At 71.4% G+C, this 17,691-nt stretch carries 15 protein-coding genes; 6 read left to right on the plus strand and 9 right to left on the minus strand.

Annotated features, from left to right (window positions below; translation table 11 throughout):
• From OG746_RS25815 to OG746_RS25835, 5 genes are all read right to left on the minus strand, one after another.
• Positions 1 to 756, minus strand: coding sequence for a ferredoxin reductase (locus OG746_RS25815; protein ID WP_266718344.1), 756 nt, complete (start codon positions 754 to 756; stop codon positions 1 to 3).
• Positions 749 to 1,366 carry a sulfite oxidase-like oxidoreductase gene (locus OG746_RS25820; protein ID WP_266718346.1) on the minus strand — a complete coding sequence of 206 codons (618 nt, stop codon included), beginning with the start codon at positions 1,364 to 1,366 and terminating at the stop codon, positions 749 to 751. Before OG746_RS25820 ends, OG746_RS25815 begins: the two co-directional genes overlap by 8 nt.
• Entirely contained in the window at positions 1,363 to 2,655 is a 1,293-nt protein-coding gene (locus OG746_RS25825; RefSeq protein ID WP_266718347.1) for an amidohydrolase, read from the minus strand. Before OG746_RS25825 ends, OG746_RS25820 begins: the two co-directional genes overlap by 4 nt.
• On the minus strand, positions 2,652 to 3,419 hold the full coding sequence (locus tag OG746_RS25830; RefSeq protein WP_266718349.1) for a nucleoside phosphorylase: 768 nt from the start codon (positions 3,417 to 3,419) through the stop codon (positions 2,652 to 2,654). Before OG746_RS25830 ends, OG746_RS25825 begins: the two co-directional genes overlap by 4 nt.
• A 96-nt stretch (positions 3,420 to 3,515) precedes the next feature.
• Positions 3,516 to 5,717 carry an FUSC family protein gene (locus OG746_RS25835; protein ID WP_266719196.1) on the minus strand — a complete coding sequence of 734 codons (2,202 nt, stop codon included), beginning with the start codon at positions 5,715 to 5,717 and terminating at the stop codon, positions 3,516 to 3,518.
• 259 nt (positions 5,718 to 5,976) lie between these two features.
• Here OG746_RS25835 and OG746_RS25840 point away from each other — a divergent pair, with 259 nt between their 5' ends.
• Complete coding sequence (locus tag OG746_RS25840; RefSeq protein WP_266718351.1) at positions 5,977 to 7,212, plus strand: alpha/beta hydrolase; 1,236 nt, start codon at positions 5,977 to 5,979, stop codon at positions 7,210 to 7,212.
• Positions 7,213 to 7,249: 37 nt separating this feature from the next.
• On the opposite strand, the gene OG746_RS25845 is transcribed toward OG746_RS25840, so the two are convergent.
• The gene (locus tag OG746_RS25845; protein WP_266718353.1) at positions 7,250 to 8,125 is read right to left on the minus strand and encodes an SGNH/GDSL hydrolase family protein; all 876 of its coding nucleotides are present in this window, start codon (positions 8,123 to 8,125) and stop codon (positions 7,250 to 7,252) included.
• A 348-nt stretch (positions 8,126 to 8,473) separates the two neighbouring features.
• Here OG746_RS25845 and OG746_RS25850 point away from each other — a divergent pair, with 348 nt between their 5' ends.
• Positions 8,474 to 10,867 (plus strand): ATP-binding cassette domain-containing protein, encoded by a 2,394-nt coding sequence (locus OG746_RS25850; protein WP_266718355.1) that lies wholly within the window; start codon positions 8,474 to 8,476, stop codon positions 10,865 to 10,867.
• Between the two features lie 49 nt (positions 10,868 to 10,916).
• Here OG746_RS25850 and OG746_RS25855 read toward each other — a convergent pair whose 3' ends face one another.
• Both OG746_RS25855 and OG746_RS25860 read right to left on the minus strand, forming a co-directional pair.
• The gene (locus OG746_RS25855) at positions 10,917 to 11,360 is read right to left on the minus strand and encodes a hypothetical protein (protein ID WP_266718357.1); all 444 of its coding nucleotides are present in this window, start codon (positions 11,358 to 11,360) and stop codon (positions 10,917 to 10,919) included.
• 208 nt (positions 11,361 to 11,568) lie between these two features.
• Positions 11,569 to 12,354, minus strand: coding sequence for an SDR family oxidoreductase (locus OG746_RS25860; RefSeq protein ID WP_266718359.1), 786 nt, complete (start codon positions 12,352 to 12,354; stop codon positions 11,569 to 11,571).
• Positions 12,355 to 12,469: 115 nt separating this feature from the next.
• Here OG746_RS25860 and OG746_RS25865 point away from each other — a divergent pair, with 115 nt between their 5' ends.
• The 4 genes from OG746_RS25865 (at position 12,470) to OG746_RS25880 (ending at position 16,656) form a co-directional block, all read left to right on the plus strand.
• Positions 12,470 to 13,057 (plus strand): TetR/AcrR family transcriptional regulator, encoded by a 588-nt coding sequence (locus OG746_RS25865; RefSeq protein WP_266718361.1) that lies wholly within the window; start codon positions 12,470 to 12,472, stop codon positions 13,055 to 13,057.
• 100 nt (positions 13,058 to 13,157) lie between these two features.
• Entirely contained in the window at positions 13,158 to 13,682 is a 525-nt protein-coding gene (locus OG746_RS25870) for a PadR family transcriptional regulator (RefSeq protein ID WP_266718363.1), read from the plus strand.
• Positions 13,679 to 14,374, plus strand: a complete 696-nt coding sequence (locus tag OG746_RS25875; RefSeq protein ID WP_266718365.1) for an ABC transporter ATP-binding protein — start codon at positions 13,679 to 13,681, stop codon at positions 14,372 to 14,374. The genes OG746_RS25870 and OG746_RS25875 overlap by 4 nt, the downstream gene beginning before the upstream one ends.
• The gene (locus tag OG746_RS25880; protein WP_266718366.1) at positions 14,371 to 16,656 is read left to right on the plus strand and encodes an FtsX-like permease family protein; all 2,286 of its coding nucleotides are present in this window, start codon (positions 14,371 to 14,373) and stop codon (positions 16,654 to 16,656) included. The genes OG746_RS25875 and OG746_RS25880 overlap by 4 nt, the downstream gene beginning before the upstream one ends.
• Before the next feature lie 40 nt (positions 16,657 to 16,696).
• Here OG746_RS25880 and OG746_RS25885 read toward each other — a convergent pair whose 3' ends face one another.
• A complete protein-coding gene (locus OG746_RS25885) occupies positions 16,697 to 17,629 on the minus strand; it encodes a LysR family transcriptional regulator (protein WP_323179658.1) in 933 nt (310 codons plus the stop codon).
• Between the last annotated feature and the right edge of the window lie 62 nt (positions 17,630 to 17,691).

Raw genomic sequence — 17,691 nt, forward strand, 5'->3', positions numbered from 1 at the left:
TCAGCCGAAGCGCTCGATGCGGATCCGGTCCACCGGCTGACCGAGGCCGACCAGCAGCTGGGAGGCGTGCTCGGCAAAGGAGTTGGAGCCGCACACGTACGCCTCCCACTGTGGCGCACCTTCGGTGAAGCACGGCGCCAGATGATCCGCGGCCAGACGTCGGCGCTCGTCCTCACGGGTGAGTACCGACGTCGTCTCGGCCCCGTACTCCTCGGCGTAGATCAGGTCCGCACGGGTGCGTGCCGACACGATCAGCTTGAGCGGGACGGTCAGCCGGCGCTGCCTGTGGTGGCGGATCATCGACATCAGGGGCACGACACCCGAACCCGCGCCGAGCAGCAGTGCGGGCCGGTCGCCCGGCCACGCGAAGAAGCCGCTGAGCGGGCCGCGCATCTCCACCTCGTCGCCGACCCGCGCCTCGGTGTGCAGAAAGCCGGAGACCTCGCCGTCCGCGACGTGGTCGAGGGTCAGCTCGATGTGCCCCGAGTCGTCGGGAGCCGACGCGAGCGAGTAGTGGCGCTGGGCCGTGTAACCGTCATCGGCCGTCAGTCGCAGCATCAGGTGCTGACCGGGCAGATGCCCCTGCCAGCCGGGCACCGCGAAGCGGAACGTCGACGCGTTCGCCGTCTCCCGGCGGATCTCCGTGAGTACGGCACGCTGCCACAGGGCGGCGCCCTGCCCGGCGGCGATGCGGCCCGGCACGGCGAACCGGGTCGGCGGCGTGAAAGTGGTGGTGTCCGGCACGGTCTCAGTCACCTGCGTATCGCTGTTCTTCCCAGGGGTTGCCCCGCGCGTGGTACCCGTTCTGCTCCCAGAAACCGGGCTCGTCGTGATCGAGGAGCCTGATGCCCGCGACCCACTTCACGCTCTTCCAGAAGTAGAGGTGCGGCACCAACAGGCGGGCGGGGCCGCCGTGTTCGGTCGGCAGCGGCTCGTCCTCGTAGGTGAAGGCGAGCCACGCCTTGCCGCCCGTCACGTCGGCGAGCGGCAGGTTCGCGGAGTATCCGGTGTGCGAGTACGCCATGATGTGCGTCGCCCCGGGGGAGGGGCGTACCGCGTCGAGGAACGTGTCGAGCGAGACACCACCGAAGCGCACCCCGAACTTCGACCAGGTCGTCACGCAGTGGATGTCCCCGCTGTACGTCGCCGGGGGCAGCGCCCGCGCCTCGTCCCACGTCCAGGTGCGCTCCTCGGCGACCAGGCCGTCGATCGTGAACGTCCAGTCCTTGCGGTCGAGTTGAGGCGTCACCTCGGCGGAGAGCACCGGCCAGTCGTCGCCCGCGTCGTACTGGCCCGGCGGCAGGCCGGGGTTGTGGACGCGGGGGCGACCGACGAAGCCTCGGGTGGGGGTGGGGTGGCCGGTCATGCGAGGGCCTCCAGATCGGCGAGGACCGCGCCCTCGTCGAGAGTCGTGAGCGCACGGTCGCGCATGAGGACCCTGCCATCGACGACGGTGTCCCGCACGTCGGAGGCCTGCGCGGCGTAGGCGAGCATCGCGTACGGGTCGTGGCGCGGCGTGAGGTGCGGCCGGTTCAGGTCGAGGACGGCCAGGTCGGCGCGCTTGCCGACCTCGAGCGAGCCGAGTTCGTCGCCGAGGCCCAGGGCGCGGGCGCCCTCGATGGTCGCCATGCGCACGGCCTGCTCGGCGCCGACCGCCGTCGGATCGCCGTCCGCCTTGTGCACCAGAGCCGCCTGCCGCACGGCGCCGAGCACGTCGAGGGTGTTCGAGCTGACGGCGCCGTCCGTACCGAGGCCGACGGTGACACCCGCGCTCAGCAGCCGCGGAACCGGCGCGATGCCGCAGCCCAGCTTCAGGTTCGACACCGGGCAGTGGGCGACCGAGGCGCCCGCACGGGCGATCGCCGCGATCTCGCCGCCGGTCAGGTCGACGGCGTGCGCGAGCACCACGTCGGGGCCCAACAGGCCGAGGGATTCGAGGAGTTCCACCGGCCGCTTGCCGTGCGCCACCTCGACACCCGCGACCTCGGCGGCGTTCTCCGCCGCGTGCAGGTGGATCAGCGCACCGAACTCACGGGCCAGCGTGAAGCACTCGGCGAGCTGCTCGGGGGAGAGCGTGTACGTCGAGTGCGCGAACAGGACGGGACGGGTGCCGGCGGGGCGCCCGGCTAGGTACCGGCGCGCCCACTCCATGCGCTCCTTGTACGGCCGCCCGTCCGGCGGCTCGGGGACGTCCATGAACAGCGGCCCGGTGTGCAGCCGCCAGCCCGCCGTGCGCGCGGCCTCTTCGGCGGCCTCGTGGAACCAGTACATGTCGAGCGCGGAGGTGACACCTGCGCGCACACTCTCGGCGACGGCCACGCGGACGGCGGAGGCGACGGTGCCGGGGTCGAGCAGGCGCGCCTCGGCGGGGACGACCCGGCCCAGGAACTCCTGCAGCGTCACATCGTCGGCGGTGCCGCGCAGCAGCGTCATCGCGAGGTGCGTGTGCGTGTTGATCAGGCCGGGCAGCACCAGGCCGCCGGAGGCGTCGATGGTGTCGGTGGCCGTGTGGCGGGCGCGCAGCTCGGCGGCGGGGCCCACCGCCACGATCTCGCCGTCGCGCACGGCGACCGCGCCGTCGGCGACTACGGTCGACGCGTCGTCGACGGTGAGGACGGTGCCGCCGTGCACCAGCAGATCGACGGACTCGGTCACAGTTGCTCCTCGGTAAGTATGCGCAGCGCCTCCAGGGCCACGACGCTGCCGCGCGCGACGCCCTCAGCGACGACCTCGCGGTGCGGGTCGTAGCCGCCGGTGCTCTCCTCGTCCACCAGATCGTCCGCGTTCACGCCGTCGACGACGAGCACGGCACCCGCGACGAGCCCGCGCAGCGACGCCGTGACGAACAGCGCGGACACCTCCATCTCGATCGCCGCGAGGCCCGCGCCGTCGTACTGGTTCAGCGGGATCAGCCCTGGTTGGAACGCCGCCCGCGTCCACACGATTCCCCGATGGTGCGGCGCGCCCGCCTCGCGCGCCGCGCGGGTGAGGGCGAGCACGGCCTCCGGAGCGGACACCGCCGGGTACTCGGCGGGCACCAACTGGCCGGTCACGCCGTCGTCGCGCACCGCGGCCTCCGCGACGACCAGGTCGCCGTCGCCGATCCCCGGCCGCATCGCACCCGCCGTACCGAACCGCACGAACGTCCGCACGCCCGCGTCGGCCAGCTCCTGGAACAGCAGGATCGCGCCGGGCCCGCCGATGCCGTGCGAGGCGACGACGACCGGCACCCCGCGCCACGTCCCGCTGAACGTGCGGTACTCGCGGTTGTACGACACCTCCACGGCGTCGTCGAGCAGCGCGGCGACGGCCGCCGCGCGCTCCGGATCACCCACGACGACGGCGCGCGGCGGCAGCCCCGTACGCGGGATTCGGCTCAGCGGGAGCAAGGAGTGGTGATCGGGTGCGGGGGCACTCACGAGGTGGCTCCAGTCATGCGTCGGCGCGGCATCGGGTTCGGAGGGGATCCGGGGATCGTATCCCCAGGTCGGGGCGGGTTTGAAGGCAGACCCCCGCTATGTGCGCGGTCCCACAGGGACGTCGAGCGGTCGGGCGAGACCGGAGATCCCCTCGTCGAGCCGCTGAAGGTGACGCAGCACACGGAACGTCACCGTGTTCGCGGCCGGCACCCCCAGGCCGTCCGTCTCCAGCATCGCCGCGATGCTCGCGCCGGACTCGACGATCCCCGTCGTGTCCTCGTCGGTCACCTGCGCGACCAACACATCGATGTTGTGCGCGATACGCCGCGCCGCCCTGCCGAGCCGAGGATCGGCGGCCACATGCTTGCTGTACGGGACGAGCTCGGCGGTCGCCGCCAGGGAACGCGCGTGGTACGCGGACGTCTCCAGGAGCGCCACCAGATAGCGCACGGTCTGCCGCCGCTCGCGCTGCGGGGCGATCGCGTGGGTCAGCGGCTTGGTGGACGCGCGCAGGTCGTCCAGGGCGGTGTCGAGGTCCCGCGCCCGGTCGAGCAGGTCCGCGGCCGGGCCGCCGCTGAGCTGCTCCACCGCGCCCGCCACGACATCGCCGAGCCGCTCGAGGACGGTGGCGAGCAACTCGTCGGTGCGCCGGTCGGTGCGCACCGGAAGCACCAGCATCGCCGCGATGATGCCGCACGCCGCACCGAGCGCGGTCTCCTCGATGCGGAGCACCAGCACGTCGAGGCTGTAGGTGTTCAGGAGCGTGTACAGCAGGCCCAGCATCGCCGTCACGAAGAACGACATCAGGGCGTACGACAAGGGGGCGGTGAAGAACGCGGCGAACACGCACAGCAGCACCAGGACGAACGCCAGCCACGTGTGATTGCCGACCGCCCCCGCGAGCAGCACTCCGGCGAGCACACCGAGCACCGTGCCGAGGACGCGGCGGTAGCCCTTGATGACGATCTCGCCCGTGGACGCGGTGTTGAGGAAGACGACCCAGCAGGTCAGGACGGCCCAGTACCAGCGCTGGCTGGAGAGGAACTCGCCGCCGACGATCGCGAGGGCGGAGCCGACGGCGACCTGGAAGGCGGCGCGGGTGGTGGGCCGGTCCAGGCCCCCGCGGTCGTCCTCGTCCTCGTCGGCCTCCTTCTCCGCGTCGGCCAGCGCGACGGTGCCGGTGATGGACATGTCCTCCGCCTCCAGCTCCTCACGCGAACGCGTCGTGGAGGGGGAGTCGTCCGACTCGTCCTGCGGGCCGTCGAGCGCGATCCGCAGACCCATCACCGCGCGGGCCGCCTCACCGATGCCGCGGAACACGTCCTGCACGGCGAGCGTGGCGCCCGGAGGCATCCGCTCCTCGTCGCGGTAGCCGAGCAGACGGTTGCGGATCTGGGCGACGGCCGTGCCCCGGTTGGCATCGGCGGGGCGGGACACCATCAGGTGCAGGGCGCCCAGATCGCGGCGGAGGGTGGCCGTCGACTCGTCCTCGTCGTCGCGGAACAGCAGCTTGCCCGCGGCCGGCGCGGGCGCGTGGGGGAGATGCAGGGTGAGGGTGTCGGCGCGTTCGGCGCTGCGCGCGTTCAACAGCAGCATGCCGAGGCGCTCAGCGGAGATCTCCGCGTCGGCGATACGGCGCTGGATCAGCGAGGCGGTCGCCGCGTCCCCGGCGCCGTCCTCGAGCCGGCCCTGGATCATCAGCGCCGTCTCGTGCAGCCGCGAGGTGTGGTGCCGTAGGTCGTCCAGTACGTCGTCGAGGTCCTCCGGCGCGGCGTCGAGCAGCCTCGTCTGCGCGGTCACCAGCTGAGCGAGCCGCGCCCGGAACGCCCCGCGCAGCCGCCCGAGCACGCGCTGCGGCGTCTCCGGAACCAGCGCGAACCGGGCCACGGCGCTGCAGCCGAACGCCACCGCCAACGTGCCTGCGAGGACCGGGAGTTGATCGGGGGTCGCGTTCACGAACAGCGACACGAAGTAGACCTGGAAACCCATGAGGCCGAGGGCCGTGCCCCGGTCGCCGAAGCGGCGGAAGTAGACCGCGCCGAAGATCAGCGCGATGAAGAAGAGATCACCCGCGATCACCTTGTTGTGCAGCAGTGCGCCGAGGGTCACGGCGGCGAGCGCCACCGGGAATCCCCAGGCGAGCGTGATCGCCTGCCCTCGCAGATTCTTCTCACGGATCGCGAACGTGCTCACCATCGCGGCCATCGCGCCCGCGACCATGTGTGTCACGTCCGTGCCGAGGAGCGCGAGCACGGCGAGCGTCAGCCCGATCGCCGCGACGATCCGCAGCCCGGCCATCAGGCGCAGCAGCCCCGGATCGGATGCAATGAAGCGGTCCCAGGTGTCCCTCGGCCGTCGCGCCACCAGTACTCACTCCAAGATCGGTCCGTCGGCGTCGCCCCCGAGCATACGAGGAGGTGGGCACGCTCTTGACACGAGTATCGACAGGTGGACGGCGCCCGACCTGGTCACATGGTGACTTCTGGGGGATTGCCCCCAACGAGAAGTGGGGGTGGGCCGGATGGTGCGCCGGGGGCGGTTCCACGAATCTTGAGTCATGGACGATCTCGGCACGATTTCGATGGGCGGGCCGGCCCGGCGGGGCGTACTCGCGGCCGGCGCGGCGCTGTTGACCCTGGGCGCGGCGCCGGCGGTGGCGGCCGCGCCGCAGCGGGTGCGGCTGCGGTTACCTGCTCCGAGCGGCCCGCACCCGGTGGGCAGAGTGGCGCTGCGCCTGGTGGACCGCTCCCGCCCGGACCCGTGGACGGCGGCTCCCGCACGGGAGTTGATGGTGGACGTGCGCTACCCGGCACGCGCGGTCGCCGGGCACGGGCGGGCCCCGCAGATGACGGCCCGGGAGGCAGCGGGCTTCGACCGGCTCAACAACTTCGCGGGGCTGCCCGCGGGCCGCGTCGACTGGGCGGCGACGCGGACCTTCGCCCACACCGCGGCGCCGCTCGACCGCAGCGCGGCGCACCCCGTGGTGCTGTACTCGCCCGGTGTCGTGGACCCGCGCTCCTTGGGCACGACGCTCACGGACGACCTAGCGTCCCGCGGCTATGTGGTGATCGCCATCGACCATCCCTACGACGTGTCGGCGGTGGAGTTCCCCGGTGGGCGCGTGGCCGTCTCCCGGCTCCCGCAGGAATTCGAGAAGGCGCAGCAGTCCGGCCCGGCCGGGGTGACCGCGCTGTTGAAGAAGACGACCGCCGTACGCGTCGCGGACACGCGCTTCGTCCTCGATGTGGTGCGGCGGGCCTTCGACACGCAGCGGCTGCGCCGGGCGCCGATCGGCATGTTCGGGCAGTCCGCGGGAGGCTTCGCCGCGCTGCAGACCCTGCACGACGACGAGCGACTCGCCGCGGCCGCGAACCTCGACGGCGTGCTCGCCTACGTCCAGGACGACCACGACGAGGGCGGCCTCTCCACCGTCGCGGCCGAGGGCGTGGACCGACCCGTGCTCCTGATGGGCAGCGAGGGCAACGACCGGACGAACGTCCCCTCCTGGCGGGAGCTGTGGCGGCACAGCAGTGGATGGCGACGCGACCTGACCCTGCGCGGCTCCCGGCACGCCACATACACGGACGCGACGTCGCTGCTGCCACAGATAGCGGCCCGCCTCGACCTGCCGCGCGAGACGCTGACCACATGGGTGGGCACAGTGCCCACCCACCGGGCGGTCGTGGCTCAACGGGCGTATCTGGCGGCCTTCTTCGACCGCTGGCTGCGCGGTGGGGACGGCGCGCTCCTGGACGCGCCGTCACCGAAGTACCCGGAGATCGCCTTCATATGAAGCGGACTCCACTGAAGCGGACTCCGCGGCCCGGGAGTCAGTGCATCCCGAGCGCGCCCATCGTGGCGTCGGCCATCGCCGACTCACCCAGCGCGTTCGGGTGCACGGGGACGAAGTTGGTGCCGAAGAGGGCCGGCTCGACCCAGCGGGTGCCGATCGGCTGACAGGCGTCGTGGCCCTCGGAGGACTGGGAGAAGTCCACATAGGTCGAGCCGGTCTCGCCCGCCGCGCGCTGCACCGCGCGGTTGAGGTGGGACTGGATGTCGCGGACGTACGGCACATCGCCGGACGCGATCGGCATCTTCAGGAAGCAGCCCTTCTGCGCGACCTGCGGCATGATCCACGGATAGCCGAGGACGGCGACCTTCGCGTTCGGCGCCTTGCTCTTGACCGCCTGGAGCGCGGACTTCACCGCCGGGTACGTCTTGGCGTCGATCTCGTCGCTGAACTTGTCGCCGTTCAGGGACTTGCACGGGTGGCCCTGGCCCGCGGAGGCGAGCCCGGCGGTGGCGCAGGACAGGATCGTGTTGATGAAGGTGCTGTTGTCGTTGCCACCGATGGTGAGGGTCACCAGGTCGGTGTCCTTGCTCAGCGCGTCGAGCTGCGGCGGCACGCCCGGGTACTGGGATCCGGCGAAGTCCTTCGTCTGCGCGGCGCCGCACGTCACGTCCTTGAGCGCGGCGCCGGTGCGCTTCGCGATCACGTGCGGGTAGTTGGCCGTGGAGCGGGCACACAGCGGGCTGGCCTTCGGGTCGAGCGGAAGCACGCCGGAAGCGGCGCTGTAGCTGTCGCCCAGAGCGACGTAGGAGAGGGGCTCGGGGGCCGCGTGTGCGGGTGCGGCGAGGGTGACGAGGGCGGCGCCGGTCGAGGCCGCGAGGGCCGTGAGTCTGCCGCTGAACGCGCGGATCGCCATCTGATGCTCCTTCGAAGCATTCGGAACCTGCGGAACCGGGCCGGGGCATGGCCAAGTTCCGTGTGAGGCAAGGGGGTTCAGCGCGCCGGTAGTTGAAGCTACCGACGAGTTTGAATATCAGTCAATAGGTGTGCACAGGGTCGTGACCAGGGGAGAGTCGTGCAACACCGGGTTGTCAGTGGTGCTCGATAGCCTCACAGACGGATGGCGGAGCCGTCGGCAGGTCACCCCCGGCGTGTTCACCGATTGAGGTGGCGGGGGCCGCGCGGACGGCGACAATCGAACACACCGATGCGAAACAGGCGACGCCGAGCACTCCCTATGGCGGCCCCGGACGATGGAGACATGATGAGCAAGGTCGCGAGGACGGGCGCAGCGTCGTCGACGTCGCACCCCGCCGACAGCCACGACCTGATCCGCGTGCACGGCGCGCGGGAGAACAACCTCAAGGACGTCAGCATCGAGCTGCCCAAGCGACGCCTGACGGTGTTCACCGGGGTCTCGGGGTCGGGCAAGAGCTCGCTGGTGTTCGACACGATCGCCGCCGAGTCGCAGCGGATGATCAATGAGACGTACAGCGCGTTCCTCCAGGGCTTCATGCCGACACTCGCGCGGCCCGAGGTCGACGTGCTGGACGGATTGACCACCGCGATCACCGTCGACCAGCAGCGGATGGGCTCCGACCCGCGCTCCACGGTCGGCACCGCCACCGACGCCAGCGCGATGCTGCGCATCCTCTACAGCCGGCTCGCGAAGCCGCACATCGGCGGACCCGGCGCCTACTCCTTCAACGTCGCGTCGGTCTCGGCTCAGGGCGGGATCACGGTCGACCGGGGCTCCGACAAGACCAAGACGGAGAAGGTGTCCTTCAGCCGCACCGGCGGCATGTGCACCCACTGCGAGGGCCGGGGCACGGTCTCGGACATCGACCTGGCCCAGCTCTTCGACGACTCCAAGTCGCTCAACGAGGACCCGTTCAGCATCCCCACGTACACCGGGGACGGCTGGGTGGTGCGGGTCATCAGGGACTCGGGCTTCTTCGACCCGGACAAGCCGATCCGCAAGTACACCAAGAAGGAGCGGCACGACTTCCTTCACCGTGAACCCACCAAGGTCAAGATCAACGGTGTCAACCTCACCTACGAGGGCCTGATCCCGAAGCTCCAGAAGACCTTCCTGTCCAAGGACCGGGAGTCGATGCAGCCGCACATCCGGGCCTTCGTGGACCGGGCGGTCACCTTCCAGACCTGCCCCGACTGCGAGGGTTCCCGGCTCAGCGAGCTGGCCCGCTCCTCGAAGATCAAGCGCAAGAGCATCGCCGACCTGTGCGCGATGGAGATCAGGGACCTGGCGGAGTGGGTGCGCGGCCTCAAGGAGCCGTCGGTCGCCCCGCTGCTCGCCAAGCTGCGGCACACCCTGGAGTCGTTCGAGGAGATCGGCCTCGGCTATCTCTCACTCGACCGGGCGGCGGGCACGCTGTCCGGCGGCGAGGCGCAGCGCGTCAAGATGATCCGTCACCTCGGCTCCTCGCTCACCGACGTCACCTACGTCTTCGACGAGCCCACCATCGGCCTGCACCCGCACGACATCCAGCGGATGAACAAGCTGCTGCTCCGGCTGCGGGACAAGGGCAACACCGTGCTGGTCGTGGAGCACAAGCCGGAGGCCATCGCCATCGCCGACCACGTCGTGGACCTCGGCCCCGGCGCAGGCACGGGCGGCGGCAGCGTCTGCTTCGAGGGCACCGTCGAGGAGCTGCGCGCCAGTGACACCATCACCGGGCGGCACCTCGACGACCGGGCCGCGGTCAAGGACACCGTGCGCGAGCCCACCGGCAAGCTCGCGATCCGCGGGGCGAACGCGCACAACCTGAGGGACGTCGACGTCGACATTCCACTCGGGGTGCTCACGGTGGTCACCGGTGTCGCTGGTTCGGGCAAGAGCTCGCTCGTGCACGGCTCCATCCCCGCCGACGACGGCGTGGTGGCGGTCGACCAGACCCCGATCCGCGGCTCACGGCGCAGCAACCCGGCCACGTACACCGGGCTCCTCGAGCCCATCCGCAAGGCGTTCGCGAAGGCCAACGGCGTGAAGCCCGCGCTGTTCAGCGCCAACTCGGAGGGCGCCTGCCCGACCTGCAACGGCGCGGGAGTCGTCTACACCGACCTCGGGATCATGGCGACCGCGGCCGCGACCTGCGAGGAGTGCGACGGCAAGCGGTTCGAGGCCTCGGTGCTCGACTACCACTTCGGGGGCAAGGACATCAGCGAGGTGCTCGCGATGCCGGTGACCGAGGCGGTCAAGTTCTTCGGCGCGGGGGAGGCGCGCACCCCGGCCGCGCACAAGATCCTCGAGCGGCTCGAGGACGTCGGGCTCGGTTACCTCACCCTCGGGCAGCCGCTGACGACGCTCTCCGGCGGCGAGCGGCAGCGGCTCAAGCTCGCCGTGCACATGGCCGACAAGGGGGGTGTCTACGTCCTGGACGAGCCGACCACGGGTCTGCACCTGGCGGACGTCGAGCAGCTGCTCGCGCTGCTCGACCGGCTCGTGGACTCCGGCAAGTCGGTCATCGTCATCGAGCACCACCAGGCTGTGATGGCGCACGCCGACTGGATCATCGACCTGGGCCCCGGTGCGGGACACGAAGGCGGCAAGGTCGTCTTCGAGGGAACCCCCGCCGACCTCGTCGCCGACAGCTCCACTCTCACCGGCGAGCACCTGGCGCAGTACGTGGGGGCCTGACCGGGCGCCGCCGACCGACCGGGAGGGTCCTGACCGGCCGCGGTCGCGGTCAGCCCTCCTGCGTCGGGGCGGGGGACTGCTGGGCCTGAGGGGCCTGGGGGAAGTGCGGTGCCTGGGGTGCCTGCTGGCCCTGGGGTGCGTGCTGGCCCTGGGGGGCCTGCGGGTTCTGCTGACCCTGCGGGTTCTGCTGACCGTGCTGGGCCTGCTGGCCCTGCGGGGACTGCTGGCCCTGCGGCACCTGCGCCTGGTCGAGGGCGGAGGCCTGGGGGGCCTGCTGACCCTGGAGGGACTGCGAGCCCTGGAAGGACTGCGGGGCCTGGGGAGCCTGGGGAGCCTGGTGGGTCTGGGGGGCCTCCGCGTGCCCGAAGTCGAGCACGCCTTCCGCGGTGCGCTCGGCCTTGTGCGCGGCCTCACGCGCGTCGGCGAGCACATCACCGTGCTCGTCGACGAGTCGGTCGTAGATGGGCGCCGGGGCAGTGGACGGTGCGGGCACGGGAAGAGCTCCTGGTCGTCGAGGTCTTGATGTCACCCTGCGGGTGAACAAAAGGGGACCCTACGTCGATCAGGTGACGTGGGTACATCCGGGGTGGGGTTGAGGAGCCGGAGACTTTCGCCACTCGCGGGCGCTGTACCCGCGGACCGGTGCCGGCCGACGTGGACGGCGGCGCCGATCCGCCGGTATGTGACGCAGGGAGGCCCCGTCAGTACTGCTCGGACTGGCCGCCGTCGATCGGGACGACCGTGGCGTTGATGAAGGACGCCTCGTCGGAGAGGAGGAAGGCCACCAGGTTGGCGACCTCCTCGGGGCGCCCGAAGCGCTTCATCGGGTTGGTGCTGACGAACTGGCGGCCGGCCTCCTCCCAGTTCACCGGGTCGAGCTGCTTGAGCGAGCCCTCGACCATGGGCGTCATGATCGCGCCGGGCGCGATGGCCTTCACCGTGATGCCGAAGCGGCCGTACTCCACTCCCGAATTGCGGGTCAGGCCGACGACGCCGTGCTTGGCGGCCGCGTAACCGGACTGGTTGCCCACACCGCGGATGCCGCCCACCGAGGCGGTGTTCACGACGGTGCCGCTGCCCTGCTCGCGCATGACGGCGAGGACGTGCTTGAGGCCGAGGAAGACGCCCCGCAGGTTGATGTCGACGACGCGCTGGAACTCGTCGCTGCCGAACTCCTCGGTGAGGTTCTGCTTGCCCTCGATGCCCGCGTTGTTGAAGAAGGCGTCGATCCGGCCGTAGGCCCGTGTGGTCTCGGCCACGTAGCGCGTGACCTCCGCCTCGTCGCTGACATCGGCGGTGAGCGTCAGCACCTCGGCGCCCGGCGTGGCCGTCTCGATATCGGCCGCGCTCTGCGCGAGCCCTTCCGCGTTCACGTCGACGAGCGCCAGCTTCGCGCCCTCGGCCGCGACCCGCAGCGCGGCGGACCTGCCGAGGCCAGAGCCGCCACCGGTGATGAGGACGACCTTGCCGTCGAACCTGTTGTTCATTGCGGACCTCCTGAGGGGACTGTGTCGCGGTCCGCCGTCGCCCGACGGGCCTGTCACTATTCTTAGACGATACGTACTGTCTAGAAATTCCCGTACGCGGGGATCGGAGCGAGGCATGGACGAGTCGACGGCTGCCCGGCCCAGGCGCGGGCGCTACCGCGACCCGCAGGCGCACGCGGCGGTACTGCGTGCCGCGCGGGAACTCGTCGCCGAGCTCGGCTATCACAAGGTCACGATGGAGCGGATCGCCGCCCGCGCCGGCGTCGCCAAGATGACGCTCTACCGCTGGTGGCCGAACAAGGCGGCGGTGATCACCGAGGCCGTCACCGATCAGCTGGCGCCGGTCCCGCAGCCGGACACCGGCTCCGTGCGCGAGGACGCGCGGGCCCACGTCGCCGACCTCGTCCGAACGCTGACGCTGCTCGGTGACCCGAGCGTCGTGGCCGGTGCGCTCGTCGAGCGCGGCGAGGCGGGACGCGCGGAGCTGCGGGACCTCCTCAAGGCCTGGAGCGAACCGGGGGCCGCACTGCTGCGGCGCGGTATCGCGCGGGGCGAGTTGCCCGCCGGCCTCGACACCGGAGCGGTGATCGACAGCTGGCTCGGCTACGCGCTGTACCGCGTGGTCTTTCTCGAGAGCGCGCCGACCGAGGCGGATCTGGCCGGACTCGTGGACGCGCTGCCGTACACGGTCCGAGAGGCCTGAGGACGCTCAACTTCCCATCAAGATCAGCTAGTTGGACGCAGGCGCGTCACGCTCATTGGCGTATTGACCGGGCGTATACACCCGGCGTATACACCAAGGTATGACCGTTCCATTGGCGCTCCTCGGGCTCCTCGAACGTGAGTCGAGCCACGGCTATGACCTCAAGCGGAACTACGACACGTACTTCGGTCGGGGCAAGCCATTGCCCTACGGCCAGGTCTACTCGACGCTGCGCCGCCTCGCCCGGGACGGGAAGGTGGCGGTCGGCGAGTCCGAGCCGGGGGAGGGGCCGGACCGCAAGCGGTATGTGATCACCGACAGCGGGGTCACGCAGGTGGAGGCCTGGCTCGTCGAGCCGGTCGCCCCCGAACAGCACCTGCAGACCGTGCTGTTCACCAAGGTCGTCCTCGCTCTGCTCCTGGAGCGGGACGCCCAGGCGTACCTCGACACCCAGCGGGCCGCCCACATGTACCGGATGCGCGAGCTGACCGAGATGCGCCGCACCGGGGAACTCGTCGACAGGCTGCTCGCCGACCACGGTCTCTTCCACCTCGAAGCCGACCTGCGCTGGATCGACATGACCGTGGCGCGGCTCGGCGCGCTCGCGGCGGAGGTGCGCTCATGAGTGCGGTGACGAGCCTGGTCGAAGCACGCGATGTGGTGCTCTCGTTCGGTAGCACCCCCGCACTGCGGGGCGCCGAACTGGCCGTGGCACAGGGCGAGATCGTCGCCGTGACGGGGCCGAGCGGCTCCGGCAAGTCGACGCTGTTGCACTGCCTCGCGGGAATCCTGGTGCCCGACGAGGGCGAGATCCTCTATGACGGGCGGCGCCTCGACGTCATGCGGGAGACCGAACGCAGCGCGCTGCGCCGCGACCGCTTCGGCTTCGTCTTCCAGTTCGGCCAGCTCGTACCCGAGTTGACGGCCGAGGAGAACGTGGCGCTGCCGCTGCTCCTCGCGCGCGGCCGGCGTTCCACCGCGCTGCGCGAGGCCCGCGGCTGGTTCGAGCGGCTCGGTCTGGCCGGTCTCGAAGGACGCAGGTCCGGTGAGTTGTCGGGCGGACAGGCGCAACGGGTCGCGCTGGCACGGGCATTGGTCGCCCGGCCGCGAGTGCTCTTCGCCGACGAACCCACCGGCGCCCTCGACTCGCTCACCGGTGAACAGGTGATGGACCTGCTGGTCGGCTCAGCCCGCGAGCAGGGCACCACCGTCGTCCTCGTCACCCACGAGCCGCGCGTCGCCGCCTTCGCCGACCGGGAGGTCATCGTCCGCGACGGCAAGGTGACACCGCTCTCCATCGAACGGGCGGTCTCATGATCCGGCTCGCGCTCCGCCTCACCGTCGCGGGCGGCCGCGAGGCGCTGATGCGGCTGACCGTGATCGCCGCCGCGGTGGCGGTGGGTGTCGCGCTGCTGCTGTCCACACTCGCCGCCATCCAGGCCACCCGGACCCAGAACGACCGCAACGCCTGGCTCAACACCGGCGCCGAGTTCACCCAGAGCAGGAGCGCGCGGGCCGCGGGCGCCGACCCGCTGTGGTGGCTGCTGCGGGCCGACCACTACGACGGCGGGCTCATCGGCCGCGTCGATGTGGCGGCCACGGGGCCCAACGCGCCGGTGCCACCGGGCCTGCCACGCCTCCCGGGCCCCGGCGAGTACTACGTCTCCCCGGCGCTCGCCGAGCTGCTGCGCGCCACGCCCGCCGGGGAGCTGGCGGACCGCTATCCCGGCCGCCGGGCGGGCACGATCGGGAAGTCCGCGCTGCCCGGACCCGACTCGCTCGTCGTCGTGGTCGGACACCGCCCCGGCGACCTTGCGGGGAAGGAGGGCGCCCGGCGCGTCACGACCATCGAGACCCACTCACCCAGCAGCTGCAGCGGCCCCAACTGCGACGTCGCCACCGGCATCAACGCCGAGGGCATGGCGCTCATCCTCTCGGTGGTCGCCCTGGCACTGATCTTCCCCGTGCTGATCCTGACCGGTACGGCCAGCCGCCTCGCCGCCGCCCGCCGCGAGCAGCGCTTCGCCGCGATGCGCCTGGTCGGCGCGACACCAGGACAGGTGTCGCTGATCTCCACGGTCGAGTCCGCGGTCGCCGCCGTCGCCGGTACGGCGGTGGGCTTCGTCCTCTGGTACGCCCTGCGTCCCCTGGTGGCGCGGGCCGACCTGACCGGTACCCCGTTCTTCACCGGGGACATGTCGCTCGGCGCGGCCGAAGTGCTGCTCGTCGCCGTGGGTGTGCCGGTGGCCGCGGCGGTCGCGTCGCGCGTGGCACTGCGCCGCGTGCGGGTATCGCCGCTCGGTGTGACCCGCCGGACCACGCCCCGGCCGCCACGGGCCTGGCGGCTCATCCCTGCGGCGCTCGGCCTCGGTCAGCTGTGGTGGGTCATCGGGCGCGTTCCCGACGGCAGTTCGGGCCAGATACTTGCCTTCGTCCCCGGCATCCTGCTGATCCTGGTCGGCATCGTCCTCGCGGGCCCGTGGCTGACGATGGCCGGGGCGCGGCTGCTTGTCCGGTTCACCGGCCGACCGGCGCTGCTCGTCGCGGGGCGGCGCCTCGCGGACGACCCGAAGGCCGGGTTCCGCGCGGTCAGCGGCCTCGTCCTCGCGCTCTGTGTCACCAGTACGGCGGTCGGAATCATCACCGCGGTGGTCGCGGAGAGCGGAGTGCCCGAGAACAAGGTGGCGTTCGGCAGCTCGGTGGTCGGCGATTACGACTGGCAGTCCGGGTCCCCGCGGAACCCCCCGGCAGCGCTGCCAGCCGCGACCCGGTCGGAGCTGGAGTCCGTGCCCGGCGTGCAGGGCGTCATGGTGGTCCGCACGAATCCGCTCCGCATACCGGATCCCGCCGAGCCGCACCCGCCGAAGGGGGAGCCGCCGATCCTGGCGGGCCTGGTCCCCTGCGCCGAGTTGGCACGGATGCCCGCACACAACAGGTGCCCGGAGGGGGCCCGGGCCGCCGCGATCCCACCGGACTTCTCCCGCCTCGGCATGCACGAGGACCAGGCGGCCTTGCCCGCAGTCTGGCCCGCGGCGAAGATCGAACCGCAGCGCCTCGAGTCCCTGCCGGTGAGCGAGATCATGGTGACGACGGACGGCTCCACCGCGGCGGTCGAGCGCGTTCGCACGCTCCTCACCGCGGCGTACCCGGACGAACTGCCGCCGTACACGGTCGAGGAGGACTATGGGCAGCGGTGGGGCGACATCGCGGCGTACCGGCAGCTGGCCACCGTCGTCATCGTGATCAGCTTCCCGATCGCCGGATGCAGCCTGGCGGTCGCCGTCGCCGGGGGACTGAACGAACGCAAGCGCCCCTTCGCCCTGTTGCGGCTGAGCGGAGTGCCGCTGAGCACCCTGCGCCGGGTGGTGCTCCTGGAGAGCGCCGCGCCGCTGCTGATCGTCGCGGCGCTTGCCATCGGGTTGGGCTTCCTGACCGCCCAACTGTTCCTCCAGGCGCAGTTCGACTACTCGATACGAGCGCCGGGGCCGGGCTACTACGGCCTGACCCTCGCCGGGATGGTCGTCTCGCTCGCCGTCATCGCCTCCACGTTGCCGCTGCTGCGGCGGATCACCGGACCGGAGACGGCGCGCAACGACTGACAACACCACGGCGCCCGCCCCTCGAGGCGGGCGCCGCGCTTCACGCCTGCGTCGCGTCGACCAGCGTGTCCCGCATGAAGTCCACCAGCCAGTGCTGCGCCGGAGTGCGGGCGTGCGCGTGGCGGGCGTAGACGGAGACCTGCGCCGGTTCGATGTCGATCGGAAGCTCAAGGAGCCGCACCCGGTGGTCGGCGGCGAACATGCGGGCCACCAGCCGGGGCGCCACCGCGACGAGCTCGCTGTCCTGGATGAGGTACGGCAGGCCCGCGAACCGGGTCACGTCCAGCACCACGCGGTGCAGCAGACCGTGCGCCTCCAGGGCGCGGCGCGGCCCCTCGTGCCCGGCGGGTCCTGAGACCGTCACATGCTGCTCGGCGCCGAGCGCGGCCAGGTCCACGGAGCGGCCGCGCAGCCGTGGGTGGTCGCGGGCCACCACGGCGACGTATCCCTCGGAGAACAGCGGGATCCGTGCCACCCGCGCCGAGCCGAGCAGCGGCGAGGCGATGAACGCGTCGATCTCCCCGCGGCCCAACTGGTCGGCGGCGCCACGGATGTCGAGCGGCCGCACCGTGAGCGTGGCGCCCGGCGCCTGCCGCGGCAGCGCGGCCATCAGGCGCGGCAGCAGGGCCACCTCGCCCAGGTCGGACAGGCACACGGTGAACGCGGGGCGCGCGGTCGCCGGGTCGAAGGAGCGGGAGCCGCTCACGGTCGTATCGATCTCCGAGAGGGCGCGGTGCAGCGGCTCGTACAGGGCGCGGGCCGTGGTCGTCGGGGCGAGCCCCGCGCCCGTGCGGCGGAAGAGCTCGTCGTCGAAGCGGCGGCGCAGCTTCTGCAGCCCATAGCTCACGGTCGGCTGGGTCACGTGCAGGGCCTCGGCGGTCGCCGTCACGCTCCGGGTCTCGTAGAGCAGCACGAAGGTCCGTACGAGGTTGAGGTCGAAGTCCCGCATGATCGCTCCCGTCTGCTGCCCCATTATCGATGCTGTCTATGAAGCGGGTAGGCAACATTGATTGGATCACGGTCGGCTTTATTTCT

This window comes from Streptomyces sp. NBC_01016 (genome assembly GCF_026341035.1).
Lineage (GTDB): Bacteria > Actinomycetota > Actinomycetes > Streptomycetales > Streptomycetaceae > Streptomyces.

Coding starts and splice junctions, on each gene's coding strand:
- OG746_RS25880 (WP_266718366.1), top strand. CDS start 14,371: ATGATCCGGCTCGCGCTCCGCCTCACCGTCGCGGGCGGCCGCGAGGCG.
- OG746_RS25840 (WP_266718351.1), top strand. CDS start 5,977: ATGGACGATCTCGGCACGATTTCGATGGGCGGGCCGGCCCGGCGGGGC.
- OG746_RS25875 (WP_266718365.1), top strand. CDS start 13,679: ATGAGTGCGGTGACGAGCCTGGTCGAAGCACGCGATGTGGTGCTCTCG.
- OG746_RS25870 (WP_266718363.1), top strand. CDS start 13,158: ATGACCGTTCCATTGGCGCTCCTCGGGCTCCTCGAACGTGAGTCGAGC.
- OG746_RS25835 (WP_266719196.1), bottom strand. CDS start 5,717: ATGGCCGGGCTGCGGATCGTCGCGGCGATCGGGCTGACGCTCGCCGTG.
- OG746_RS25865 (WP_266718361.1), top strand. CDS start 12,470: ATGGACGAGTCGACGGCTGCCCGGCCCAGGCGCGGGCGCTACCGCGAC.
- OG746_RS25845 (WP_266718353.1), bottom strand. CDS start 8,125: ATGGCGATCCGCGCGTTCAGCGGCAGACTCACGGCCCTCGCGGCCTCG.
- OG746_RS25860 (WP_266718359.1), bottom strand. CDS start 12,354: ATGAACAACAGGTTCGACGGCAAGGTCGTCCTCATCACCGGTGGCGGC.
- OG746_RS25885 (WP_323179658.1), bottom strand. CDS start 17,629: ATGGGGCAGCAGACGGGAGCGATCATGCGGGACTTCGACCTCAACCTC.
- OG746_RS25850 (WP_266718355.1), top strand. CDS start 8,474: ATGAGCAAGGTCGCGAGGACGGGCGCAGCGTCGTCGACGTCGCACCCC.
- OG746_RS25820 (WP_266718346.1), bottom strand. CDS start 1,366: ATGACCGGCCACCCCACCCCCACCCGAGGCTTCGTCGGTCGCCCCCGC.